11 protein-coding genes are annotated in these 12,833 nt (G+C 38.9%); 8 read left to right on the forward strand and 3 right to left on the reverse strand.

The window, feature by feature from the left end; all coding sequences use genetic code 11:
* Positions 1-38 precede the first annotated feature (38 nt).
* The gene (locus tag ASU02_RS22935; protein ID WP_057767752.1) at positions 39-1,694 is read right to left on the reverse strand and encodes a sigma-54 interaction domain-containing protein; all 1,656 of its coding nucleotides are present in this window, start codon (positions 1,692-1,694) and stop codon (positions 39-41) included.
* 207 nt (positions 1,695-1,901) lie between these two features.
* Here ASU02_RS22935 and ASU02_RS22940 point away from each other — a divergent pair, with 207 nt between their 5' ends.
* The 6 genes from ASU02_RS22940 (at position 1,902) to ASU02_RS22965 (ending at position 9,171) form a co-directional block, all read left to right on the forward strand.
* Complete coding sequence (locus ASU02_RS22940) at positions 1,902-3,077, forward strand: NAD(P)/FAD-dependent oxidoreductase (RefSeq protein ID WP_057767753.1); 1,176 nt, start codon at positions 1,902-1,904, stop codon at positions 3,075-3,077.
* On the forward strand, positions 3,074-4,114 hold the full coding sequence (locus tag ASU02_RS22945; protein WP_057767754.1) for a proline racemase family protein: 1,041 nt from the start codon (positions 3,074-3,076) through the stop codon (positions 4,112-4,114). The genes ASU02_RS22940 and ASU02_RS22945 overlap by 4 nt, the downstream gene beginning before the upstream one ends.
* Positions 4,111-5,052 (forward strand): proline racemase family protein, encoded by a 942-nt coding sequence (locus tag ASU02_RS22950; protein ID WP_057767755.1) that lies wholly within the window; start codon positions 4,111-4,113, stop codon positions 5,050-5,052. Before ASU02_RS22945 ends, ASU02_RS22950 begins: the two co-directional genes overlap by 4 nt.
* A gap of 85 nt (positions 5,053-5,137) precedes the next feature.
* On the forward strand, positions 5,138-6,034 hold the full coding sequence (gene dapA, locus ASU02_RS22955) for a 4-hydroxy-tetrahydrodipicolinate synthase (protein ID WP_057767756.1): 897 nt from the start codon (positions 5,138-5,140) through the stop codon (positions 6,032-6,034).
* 38 nt (positions 6,035-6,072) lie between these two features.
* Positions 6,073-7,557 carry an aldehyde dehydrogenase family protein gene (locus ASU02_RS22960; RefSeq protein WP_057767757.1) on the forward strand — a complete coding sequence of 495 codons (1,485 nt, stop codon included), beginning with the start codon at positions 6,073-6,075 and terminating at the stop codon, positions 7,555-7,557.
* 147 nt (positions 7,558-7,704) lie between these two features.
* On the forward strand, positions 7,705-9,171 hold the full coding sequence (locus ASU02_RS22965; RefSeq protein WP_057767758.1) for an alanine/glycine:cation symporter family protein: 1,467 nt from the start codon (positions 7,705-7,707) through the stop codon (positions 9,169-9,171).
* A 43-nt stretch (positions 9,172-9,214) separates the two neighbouring features.
* Here the strand turns inward: ASU02_RS22965 and ASU02_RS22970 are convergent, their stop codons facing one another.
* The gene (locus ASU02_RS22970; protein ID WP_057767759.1) at positions 9,215-9,910 is read right to left on the reverse strand and encodes an MgtC/SapB family protein; all 696 of its coding nucleotides are present in this window, start codon (positions 9,908-9,910) and stop codon (positions 9,215-9,217) included.
* A 201-nt stretch (positions 9,911-10,111) separates the two neighbouring features.
* On the opposite strand from ASU02_RS22970, the gene ASU02_RS22975 reads away from it, so the two are divergent.
* Both ASU02_RS22975 and ASU02_RS22980 read left to right on the forward strand, forming a co-directional pair.
* Entirely contained in the window at positions 10,112-11,038 is a 927-nt protein-coding gene (locus ASU02_RS22975; protein WP_057767760.1) for a DMT family transporter, read from the forward strand.
* Positions 11,028-11,588 carry a GNAT family N-acetyltransferase gene (locus ASU02_RS22980; protein ID WP_082631914.1) on the forward strand — a complete coding sequence of 187 codons (561 nt, stop codon included), beginning with the start codon at positions 11,028-11,030 and terminating at the stop codon, positions 11,586-11,588. The genes ASU02_RS22975 and ASU02_RS22980 overlap by 11 nt, the downstream gene beginning before the upstream one ends.
* A 512-nt stretch (positions 11,589-12,100) precedes the next feature.
* Here ASU02_RS22980 and ASU02_RS22985 read toward each other — a convergent pair.
* Positions 12,101-12,478 carry a DUF488 domain-containing protein gene (locus ASU02_RS22985; RefSeq protein WP_057767761.1) on the reverse strand — a complete coding sequence of 126 codons (378 nt, stop codon included), beginning with the start codon at positions 12,476-12,478 and terminating at the stop codon, positions 12,101-12,103.
* Positions 12,479-12,833 lie beyond the last annotated feature (355 nt).

The raw sequence follows: 12,833 nt of genomic DNA on the forward strand, positions 1-12,833 counted from the left end.
ATACTATGCAAAAAACGTACCAAAATAGAGGAGATAGATTAATTAATTCCTAGGCGCTTTAAACGATTATATAAAGTTGCTCTAGTGATGCCGAGCTTTTTGGCGCATTCTAATTTATTGCCATTTGCCACTTGCAGCGCTTTTTCAAGCACTTTTTTTTCATGCTGGTCCATTTCCTCCTGCAATGGGAAAATGGTGTTGTCTATATCGGTTGAATGGTATTGTTCAGGTTCTTTAGCTATTTCGTTATAACTAGGCAATGAATGGAAAGGCAAGTACTCCTTTCTAATCACTCCATCTGTCGCAAAGACAACAAGACGTTCAACAACATTGCGAAGCTCCCGTATATTACCTGGCCAGTCATGACGAAGCAGTTCCTGCATGACCTCTTGTGAGAACTGATGAATGGGGCGCTGATAGAGCATGGAGAAATCGTTTAGAAAATAGTGCGTTAATTCAATAATATCTTCCCGTCTTTCTCTTAACGAAGGAATATGAATACTCACGACGTTGAGGCGATAATATAAATCTTCCCGAAATAGTCCTTCATTCATCAAATCCCTTAAGTTTCTGTTTGTAGCAGCAATTACACGGAAATTAGTATCAATTTCCTTTTCCCCGCCAACCCGGTAAAATTTCCTTTCTTGAAGTACTCGCAGCAGCTTTACCTGCATGTCAACAGGCAATTCGCCAATTTCATCAAGAAATAGGGTGCCGCCTTTAGCTAGTTCAATTTTTCCTTTCTTTCCTTTTTGATCTGCCCCGGAGAAGGCTCCCCGTTCATAGCCAAAGAATTCACTTTCAAATAAGGATGCTGGGATCGCTCCGCAATTTATCGAAATAAAAGGGGCATTATCCTTTTCGCTTGCTTCGTGTATAGCCTTTGCGAAGACCTCTTTGCCAACCCCGCTTTCCCCTAGTATTAAAACGGTTGATTTCACAGAGCATACTTTTTTCGCGAGCTGAACTGTTCTTTGCAATGCCGGACTATTCCCTTTAATTAAATTAAAGGGATCAGTTGAATGCTTATACTTAGCAACCTCTTGCTCTAGACGATGGACCTCGGTCGACATATTAAACAGCTTCTCGTTTAATACCACTTGATTCGTTATATCAGTCTCCGAAACAACTGCCCCGATAATTTGATTATTAAAATAAACTGGATTGGAATTGATTAAGACAAATAAGTCTGAACGCGGCTGATGATGCTGAGCAGTGATTTTTTTTCCTTTATATAGGGAGTGTAAAATCTCAAGATCTTTAGGTTCAAAGAAATCAGTGATAGGTTTGCCGATGATTTCCCTTTGTTTAACTGAAAAAATCCTTTCGGCCCCTTCTGTCCATGTCTGTACATGTTCATTGTCATCAATAACGGTGACTGAAGCATCCATCGTACGAATAACAGTCTCATAGAATGCTTTTAATTGATTATAAGAATTATGTAGGAAATGGATCATTTGCAGCGCAGAAATTCGGCCTATTGGCCTCTTGCTTGAATCCAAAATAATTATCGTGGAGCCGTGTTTAGCGGATTGTACTAAAGCTTCAAAAGGGTCATCTATATAAACATGCGGGCTTGGTGTTTCAGATTTTCCTACAAAGAATTCTCCGTTTTTCTCTGTTAAACATTCTTTGAAAGACCAGTCGATTAATTTATTTTCGATGATTTCTTTGATCGCTGGCAAAGAAAACATACAGATCTCCTCCTTGAAGTGTAAAAGAAAATATACACTGTATAAAATATTGTACATTAGTTTATCAAATTTTTAGAAAATTACTAGAGAATGAAAGGCTATTTTCTGAGGATTTTTAATATAGGAGTAGGATGTTTTGAAAAAAGCCTGTTGGCACATTATTTGCATTAGATACATTAAGCAGCCAAGTGAAGGGAGATTGTAGATGTGAATCATTGTGATGTATTAATCATTGGCGGTGGAATCATAGGCTGTTCAATTGCCTATTATACTTCTAAATCGGGTATGGATGTAGCGATACTCGAGAAAGGAGAATTTGTCAGCGGAACCTCATCCAGGTGTGACGGAAACATTCTCGCTATTGATAAAGATCCAGGCTTTGATAGTCAAATGTCTCTAGTCAGTCAGAAATTAGTTGATGATTTAAGTAAGGAATTAGCTCATACATTTGAATATCGTGCACCAGGAAGCATTCTTGTTTGTGAGACAGATGAAGAGATGGAGGCAGCTCAGAAATGGGTGGACCGCCAAAAAGCCGCGGGTCTTCCATTCCGCATGCTTGACAGACAGGACATCCGTCAGGAATCAAAGTTTTTTGCGGATGATTTATTGGGCGGACTCGAATGTGCAACGGACTCTACGGTTAACCCCTATCTTCTTGCCTTTTCACTGCTCGATGCAGCCAAGAAATTCGGGGCTAAAGCGTATAAGCAAACTGAAGTTCAAGCAATGAAAAAGGAGGACAAGGGGTCCTTCACTGTAGAAACATCAAAAGGAGTTTTTACAGCAAATCATGTTGTGAATGCAGCAGGAATATGGGCTCCGTATTTAGGAGAGATGCTAGACCTGTCCATTCCGATACAGCCAAGAAAAGGCCATATTATTGTAGCATCCAGGCAGCAGCATGTGGGTTCTAGAAAGGTAATGGAGTTTGGTTACTTAATTTCTAAATTTGGCGGGAAGCGCCATGTGGATCCTTTAACCGAAAAGTATGGGGTCGCACTTGTTTTTGAACCAACGGAAAGTCAAAACTTTCTTATAGGCAGCAGCAGGGAGTTCGTTGGATTTAATACAAAAGTGAATAACGAGGTACTGAAATGCATTGCTAATCGAGCCATACGATTTTATCCAAAAATGGTCGATATGATGGTGATTCGTTCGTATGCAGGCTTGCGCCCGTGGACAGAAGACCATTTGCCGATTGTTTCAAGGGTGGATCATATTCCTAACTATTATATTGCTGCTGGTCATGAGGGGGATGGTATTAGCCTTGCCGCTGTTACAGGGAAAGTGATAGAAGAGCTTATTAATGGGAAAGAAACATGTATTCCAGTCGAACCGCTAAGATTTAACCGTTTTACAGAAAGGGTGTTAGCGAGATGAGAGCAGATAGAGTCTTTACAACCATCGATACACATACAGGGGGCAATCCAACGAGAACCGTGATTAGCGGTCTTCCAGAACTAAAGGGAGAAACAATGTCCGAAAAAATGCTCCACGTGAAAAGAGAGTTTGATTGGATTCGCAAGTTATTAATGAATGAACCAAGGGGCCATGATGTCATGTCGGGAGCGTTATTGACCGATCCATGTCATCCCGATGCTGATATCGGTGTGATCTATATTGAAACAGGCGGATATTTGCCAATGTGCGGGCACGACACAATAGGTGTGTGCACAGCTTTAGTAGAATCAGGGCTAATTCCTGTTCAAGAGCCCATCACTTCAATCAACTTGGATACACCTGCTGGTCTCGTAGAAGTAGAGATCACTGTTGAAAGCGGCAAAGCGAAAGAGGTGTCATTCTGTAATATCCCAGCTTTTTTATTAAAAAGTGTTTCTGTTGATGTAGAAGGGATTGGTCGCGTTGATGCTGATATTGCATATGGAGGTAATTTCTATGCCATAATCGATGCAAAATCGGTCGGATTAGAATTAATGCCAGAGAATGCATCAGCAATTATTGAAAAAGCAATCACCATTCGAAATACGATTAACGAAGCAACAGAGATTGTTCATCCAGAACATCCATTTATACGTGGATTGACACATATAGAATTTTTCACTGATCCGGCACATGAAGAAGCAGATGTGAAAAATACAGTCATTGTTCCTCCAGGAGGAATCGACCGCTCGCCATGTGGGACGGGAACCTCGGCTAAATTGGCAGCGCTTTACTCTAAGAAAGAAATTAGTATCGGAGAAGACTTTGTCCATGAAAGCATTGTTGGCTCACTATTCCGAGGCTGTGTTCTTAAGGAATCAGACGTCAGCGGAGTGTCAGCAGTTGTGACGCGAATTGCTGGATCAGCCTGGCTCATGGGTATGCATAAATTCTTTTATAACGAAGATGATCCGCTTAAAGAAGGGTTTCTCCTCATTCCCCCAATGGAGGAACATGAAATGGAGGACGTGAAATGAAAATTCAGAAGGCGTTTACCTCAACAGATGTCCATGTAGCAGGAGAGGCGTTTCGTATTATTAAAGATGCACCATTTATTTATTATCAAAGCTTGCCTCAATTAGATGAAGAATTTCCTCATATATATGCGGATATGATTAAGCTCTTACTGAATGAACCGCGTGGGTTTGCAGGTTTAAATGGCTGTTTAGTTGTTCCCCCATTTAGTCGTGAAGCGGATGCAGCTGTTGTATTTTTTACTCATGAAGGAACAGTTCCTTTCCAATATGGCGGTGCAGTTGCAGTAATTACCGCTCTACTGGAGTGTGGTCATTTGCCTCCAAAAAAGTCCAATGAATATAAACTGGAAACAGTAAGCGGCATCATTTCTGTACGGGCAATGGTAGAAAATGATGAGGTTATTTCAGTTGAATTAATAAGTGAGCCCTGTCAAGTGGTTCAAACAAATATACCATATAAAAATACCCATTATACCCTTGTGCAAGCAGACCAATTATATGCCATTTTTAAAAAATCAGATGTCTCTTTCGAGCTCCGAATGGAGGATTTAGCTGAAGTGCAAAAATGGGGGCAGGAAGTGAATAAGGCCCTTAATTCAGACCAATCGATTAAAGAGGCTGTTTTAATGGATGATTCGTTCTTGCCAAATGGACGAATCAAAACGCTTACCTTCCGAAAAGACAATTTCATTGTGCGCTCCCCTGGCTTTGGAACAACCGCTGCCTGCTACACCAGTTTACTTGATGACAGAGAATTCTCCATGAATCAACCGTTTAAAAATGAAAGTATTTTTAATAGCTTCATAACCGTTCAATTAGCTAATCAATCAGAGAGCGGTTACCAGTTTTCTTTAACAAGCCGTGGTTTTATTACTGGGATGCAGACATTTGTTTTAGATCCAACAGATCCGCTGGCTGCAGGTTTTTTATTAAAGTAAACTGACTGGCTGATAATCCATTCAAATAGGCAGATAAAATATAGGCTGCTGCTAAAAATAACATATAACTAGGAGGAAAAAGGAAATGACAGCAATTAGAGGCGCTTACCCCGTATTAATTACACCAATGACAGATGCACAGGAGATTGATTGGGGCGGAGTAAAAAATAATGTGAATTACTTCGCAGATCAAGGTGTGGCAGGAATTGTTATTAATGGAAGCACAGGGGAGTTTGTCAGTTTATCAAAAGAAGAAAAATTTCAAATCGTTGAAACGGTTTTAAAGGAGGTAAATGGTCGTATTCCTGTCATTGTTGGAACTGCTGCCGAAACAACGAAAGAAACAATAGAATACACGAAACAGGCAGAAGCACAAGGAGCAGACTGTGCCTTAATCATCAATTCTTATTATTGTAAACCAAAGGAAAATGAAATTTACTTCCACTTTAAAGAAATTTCAAATGCAGTAAACCTTCCAATTATGCTCTATAATAATCCATTTACATCGGGAGTCAATATGAGTACAGACCTTATGCTGCAAATTGGAAAAGAGTGTGAAAGAGTAACACACATTAAAGAATCAAGTGGAGAGATTACGAAAGTAAGAGACTTAGCAAGAAAAGGAAAAGGGGACTTTGAAGTTTTCTGCGGGGCAGAAGAGCTTGTTATGGAGTCTTATTTTGTTGGTGCAACAGGTTGGATTTCAGTTGCAGGGAATATTGTGCCAAAGCTTGTAACGGACATGTTTAATCATTTTCAAAATGGAGAGCTTGAAGAAGCATGGGCAATCAATGACCGCATTCTGCCACTTTGCGCTTTCCTGGAAGGATCAGGGAAATATGTACAAATCGTAAAAAGAGCAATGGAATTAACTGGTCAAGCAGGAGGACCATCTCGTCACCCTCGATTAGGACTATCCCCAGAAGAGGATCAAAAGCTTAAAGATATATTGTCAAGCCTGGCTGTTGCCACAAGAGTGTAGCAGTTTAAATGAGTCTATCTTAAAAGGAGGCGTATCAATTGTTAACTGCACAAATCGAATTAAAACCAAAGGTGAAAGCTTTTCTTGAAGGAAATATTGACCTTTATATTAATGGCAAAACTGTACCGTCAGTAAGCGGAAAGAAGTTTGAAACGTTTAACCCAGCAACAGAAGAGGTTCTTGCTTTAGTAAGCGAGGCACAGGAAGAGGATGTTGATTTAGCTGTGAAAGCTGCACGCCAGGCATTTGAGCTCGGACCTTGGCCGGATCTAAGTGCAGCTGAAAGAGCTAGATTAATTTATAAACTAGCGGATTTAATAGAGGAAAATAGAGAAGAATTAGCACAATTGGAAGCGCTTGATAATGGAAAACCTTATCAGATTGCCCTTCAGGACGATATTCCAGCTACGGTTGAGCATTACCGTTATTATGCAGGCTGGGCTACGAAAATACTAGGCCAGACATTTCCGATATCAAAGGATTACTTAAACTATACAAGACATGAACCAATTGGGGTTGTCGGTCAGATTATCCCATGGAATTATCCTTTAGTCATGTCAGCCTGGAAAATGGGTGCTGCACTTGCTACAGGATGTACGATTGTGATTAAACCAGCAGAACAGACGCCATTATCTCTTTTATACACCGCTCAGCTCTATAAAGAAGCAGGCTTCCCGGATGGAGTTGTTAATTTTGTACCAGGATTTGGCCAAACAGCCGGCGCAGCGATTGTTAATCATCCTGATGTCGATAAGGTTGCCTTTACAGGCTCTACCGTTACTGGAAAATATATTATGCGTCAGGCGGCTGAAACGATTAAGAATATTACACTAGAGCTTGGAGGAAAATCTCCTAACATAATTATGGAGGATGCTGATTTATCAGAAGCCATTCCAGGTGCATTTAACGGGATTATGTATAATCATGGACAAAATTGTAGTGCCGGCTCCCGAGTATTCGTACATAGAAAACACTATGATCAGGTTGTGGACCAACTTGCAGAAATGGCAAACAGTATAAAGCTAGGGGCAGGGATGGAAACTGGAGCCGAAATGGGCCCTCTTGTTTCTGAAAGACAGCTAGAGCGTGTACTAGGGTATATTGAGAAAGGAAAAGCAGAAGGAGCAAGAGTAGCTGCAGGTGGGGAAAAGGCATTTGATAAAGGCTATTTTGTTAAGCCGACAATCTTTGCTGATGTTACAGATGAAATGACGATTGCGAAGGAAGAAATCTTTGGGCCAGTTGTTGCCGTGCTTCCATTTGATACGGTAGAGGAAGTCATTGAAAGAGCAAATAATACGCCATATGGGCTTGCTGCAGGCGTATGGACAGAGAATGTTAAAACCGCTCATTATGTAGCCAACAAATTAAAGGCGGGAACCGTATGGATCAATGATTACAATCTTGAAGATGCAGCTGCTCCGTTTGGCGGATATAAGCAATCAGGCATCGGACGTGAAATGGGCTCCTATGCACTTGATAATTATACAGAAGTGAAATGTGTATGGGTTAAATTGAAGTAATAGGTATCGGTCCTTCTTAACTTAACAAATGAGGAGCGGGCAGCTTCCTTTACGAGGCTATCCGTACCCTCTTAAATGAGCTAATTTTTTTTGGTTTTATAAGTCTGAAAATTCACATGATTCAATTAATCGAAAGGACGGCATTCGATGGAAAAAATAGTAGATTGGGCAGTTGGACAAGTATGGAGTCTTGGGTTAGTCGTTTTTGCACTCGGAGCAGGATTGTTTTTCTCGATAGCCACACGTTTTGTGCAAATAAGATATTTTAAAGAAATGATTAAATTGTTATTTGAAGGAAAGAGTTCAGAAACAGGCGTATCCTCCTTTCAGGCATTTTGTATGGCCCTTGCCGGCCGAGTGGGAATTGGAAATATAGCAGGGGTTGCCACGGCTATTGCTTTTGGCGGGCCTGGAGCTGTATTTTGGATGTGGATTATGGCTTTGTTAGGAGGAGCGAGTGCTTTTATCGAATCAACCTTAGCCCAGGTTTATAAAATCAAAGAAGGAAATCAATATCGTGGGGGTACACCTTATTTTATTGAAAAAGGGTTAAAGATAAAGTGGTTTGCTGCATTGGTTGCGATTGTTGTAACTCTCTGCTATGGAATATTAGTACCTGGTATACAGGCAAATACAATAGCGGCAGGATTTGAAAATACAGCAGGCATTCATAAAAGTATTACTGGAATCGTTTTAGTCCTTTTACTTGGAATAATCATTTTCGGAGGAGTAAAAAGAATTGCAACTGTGGCAGAAAAAGTAGTTCCTTTTATGGCATTAGGGTATGTCGTTGTAACCTTTATTATTTTATTTGCGAATGTGACTGAGGTTCCGGCAATGTTTGCTCTCATTATCACGAGCGCTTTTGGAACAAACGAGCTATTTGGTGGAATTATCGGTGCAGCGATTGCCTGGGGAGTCAAAAGAGCGGTATTTTCCAATGTAGCTGGGGTCGGTGAAGGAACTTATAGTTCTGCAGCTGCAGAAGTTTCCCATCCAGCCAAGCAAGGGCTTGTACAAGGATTTTCTGTTTATATTGATACGATTGTTGTTTGTACAGCAACTGCCCTAATGATTCTTATTACAGGTATGTATAGCATTACCCCGGAAGGTCAAGAACCAATCGTTGATAAAATGGCGGGCATTGAAGCAGGTCCGATTTGGACACAGGAGGCAGTTGAAAGTATTTTACCAGGAGTTGGCTCATTATTTGTTTCTATTGCAATCTTCTTCTTTGCCTTTACTACCTTAATGGCTTACTACTATATTGCTGAAACAACTCTTGTTTTTCTTGATAAAAAACTGCAAATGAATTGGCTAAAAACAATTTTGAAAATTGTATTTCTAGGAATGGTCTACTTTGGAAGTGTTGAATCAGCATCATTATTATGGGCACTTGGCGATCTAGGATTTGGGAGCATGGCTTGGCTCAACCTCATTGCAATTTTGCTTCTAACGAAGCCTGCAATCAAAGTATTTAAGGACTATGAAGCTCAGAAAAAAGCAGGCTTAGATCCGGTTTTTGATCCAATTAAAGTTGGAATTAAAGGGGCAGATTTCTGGGAAGAGAAATGTAAAGAAGAGAGCGATCTCAATAATAAATCTGCAGGATAAATAGCTAAAAGCCCGTCCAGCCATCAGGACGGGCTTTACAAGTTCAGCTCATACTCTCTACTTCTACACTTTTAACTCCTTTTAGTTGTGAAACACTGTAATAAACATCAGTAATGCTTTTCTTCTGATTAACAGTCACAATAAGCTGGATGAGCTGCTTTTTTTCTTCTAAATCTTTAATACGGACACGTTTAATCGATATTTTTAATTCTTTGATTGCAGAAAGGATATCCTTAATATTTTCTTTTTCCGTTACTTTAAGTTGGAGAGTAATTTCTTTTTCTCTTAATTTTCTTGGACCAACAAGTGTGATGACAAATGGAATAAATTCAACACTAATAATTAACAAGGCAACCCCTGCCATGGCTTCTATATAGAAGCCAGCACCGACAGCAATGCCAATTCCTGCCGCTCCCCAAATTAATGCAGCCGTGGTAAGGCCAGAAATGCTGTCATTTCCTCTTCTTAAAATCACCCCGGCTCCTAAAAATCCGATACCTGATACGATTTGAGCAGCAAGCCGCAACGGATCCATCGTAATGTTAATTCCTTCTTTTCCAGGAAACGCATATGCTGACTCGATTGATACAATCGTTAATAAACAGCTTACAATAGAGATAACAAGGCTTGTTTTTAATCCAACAGGCTTTCTCTTTAGCTCGCGTTCTATACCAATAACGAGACCAAGAAAAGCGGATATCCCTAATTTTATTAAAATTTCCAATTCTAAATTGCTCATGACATCCCCGCTTTATAAATTTTTTGAAAAGGTATTAATGGCCTGTCTGCAGTGATACATTCCATTGTATACCCAAATATTAATTTGTTTTATGAAAATAACATTAAATATATAGGATTTTATTAAATCATAGAAAAAAGTAGTTGAAAGATATACAATAGAATAAAATTTACAGCTTAAATGAAACAAGGAGAATACAGAATGTCAGGCACAAAAGTAAATCCATATGCGGTTTTGGCCATAGGTGTCATTTCCGTTTCTACTTCAGCTATCCTCGTCAAAGTTTCAACTGCTCCATCTGGAGTGATTGCGTTTTATCGGATGTTTTTTTCTGTTCTATTTATGTTACCGGTATTCCTAATAAAATATGTTCCCGAGCTGCGGCTTATTACAAGACGGGATTGGATCTTCTCAATCGCAGCTGGCGTTTTCTTAGCATTTCACTTTATCCTATGGTTTGAATCATTAAATTACACATCTGTTGCAAGCTCGACTGTCCTGGTGACATTGCAGCCGTTGTTTGCTTTTATTGGGACTTACTTTTTCTTTAAAGAAAAGTTTTCTTGGAAAGCAATATTGAGCGGGCTAGTTGCAGTTATTGGCAGTGTCATTATAAGCTGGGGTGATTTCAAAATAAGCGGATCTGCCCTTTTTGGAGATATGCTGGCTTTAATCGCCTGTGCGTTAGTAACAGCCTATTTAATGTTTGGCCAATCTGTAAGAAAAAGATTATCATTAGTCACTTATACATTTGTCGTATACAGCATTAGCGCAATTACACTCTTTATCTATGTACTAATTAGGCAAGAACCTTTAGTTCCTTATGGTACTAGTGATTGGGTTTACTTTATTCTTCTAGCACTTATACCAAATTTACTTGGCCATACCTTATTTAATTGGTCGTTAAAGTGGCTTAGTACATCAACAATTTCAATGGCCATATTATTCGAACCGGTTGGTGCAGCGATATTAGCTTATTACTTACTACAGGAAGCAGTCGTTTGGACACAAGCCCTTGGAGGAGCCATTGTTATTGGTGGAGTTTCATTATTTTTATTAGATGAACGCAGAATCCGATTGAAGGAAATGAAGAAAAACATGATTGGGGGAGTAAAGGATGGGAGTTGAAATGGCTTTTATAGACTTTCCTCTGCTAGAAACCGATAGACTATTACTACGTGAAATTCGTTTGAGTGATGCACCCAATATGTACAGTTATTTTTCAAAAGAAGAAGTGACAAAATACTATAATTTAGAATCGTTTACTTCTGAAAAGCAAGCAGAGGATCTTATTCATCGATTTCATCAAAGATATTCAGAACGGAAACAGATCCGCTGGGGAATTACCTTAAAGGAAAAAGATCAGTTAATAGGGACGTGTGGCTTTCATGCAGTTGAAGAAAAGCATCGCAAAGTTGAAATAGGTTATGAACTGCATCCTGATTTTTGGAGGCAAGGGATTATGACTGAAGTAATTGAAGCAATCATCCAATATGGATTCAATCATATGCAGCTTAATAGAATTGAAGCCTTCTATGATCCCAGGAACGAATCGTCTAGAAGAGTTCTTGAGAAAAATGGCTTTGAGGTTGAGGGAGTATTAAAGAAGCGATATTTTGAAAATGGAAAATTTGTTGATGCTGCTATTTCTGCAATATTAAATGAAAATCTTCGTTAAATTATTGGAAATTAGTAAAGCTTGAGGGTGCTCCGTACCCTCAAGCTTTTTTGAATTCATTATATAAAAACATGAGAAAGACCTGTAAATATACATGCAGCAGTTACTGACAGTATGAAAGTTCCTCCATATACCTTTCCTTCTGAGTTAGCTATTTTCATTCCCTCTATATATGAATAGGAGAATAAGAAGACTGCCATTATTACAGACATATATAATGCTGCTGTTTCCAGTAGGAATCACACCTTTCCAAAGATAGAGTTAGTAGAGCATATGCTAGAACTTGTATTCCTATACCTATCTTGTTTAAGTGGAAAAGTATGATAGCTTTAGTGTATTTATCTTTTTTTTTGTGGATAAGTAGGATAATGATATCCACAACCTGTGAATAAAACAGTGGATTACTTTTCTTTTCATATTTTAATTGTTAATAAGTTTGTGAATATAAGTGTTTTGAGATATGGGAGTAATTATCCCCTCGGTAAATGAAATCTGTTATGGTTAATTAATATTTACTTGAATCGGTTTTCATCCATCTTGAGAAATTCTTCTTTTAAAATATACGCATTGTTATAAAACGGGTCCTTTGCAGCGTATAGTAGAGTGATTTTTCTTGTTAAAGCCATCTGATATATTTCTTCAAAGGATTTAGACTTGATAGGATCTGTTTTAAGCTCCTGGAGATACTTGATACGGAATTCTTCATATAATGCAGCTCTGTGACCGAACCATTTTCGAAGTTCATGGCTTGGGGCTAATTCTTTTGCCCACATTGTTAATTTTGCCTTCTCTTTAGATATCCCTCTTGGCCATAGACGATCGACTAAGATACGACAGTCATCCATTTGATCATACGGTTCATAAATTCTTTTTAATTTGATCTCCACCATACTTACCTCCTGAATTGATAGAACATGGGAGCTTGTTTTTATAGTATATTCCATAAACTTGAACCTGGAAAAGAAGGTTACAGCCCGCTTTTTTATTAAAAGGGGGAGAAAAAGAGGAAAATTATATTGCAAACATTTTTTATCCATGTTATATTAGGACTCGTCCTTATAAAAACAACAAGATTAACAAATGAATAACTGCAAAAAAGTTATTGACTAAAAACAAGGATGTGTGTTATATTAATAAAGTCGCTTTTGGGCGACGGGTTAATGTAATATTATTGCTCTTTGAAAACTGAACGAACAAAAAACGTCAACGTTTAAAACAAGTTTTAAAACTTAAGAGCTAATCTTA

This window comes from Cytobacillus praedii, assembly GCF_001439605.1.
In the GTDB taxonomy this organism is placed as follows: domain Bacteria; phylum Bacillota; class Bacilli; order Bacillales; family Cytobacillaceae; genus Cytobacillus; species Cytobacillus praedii.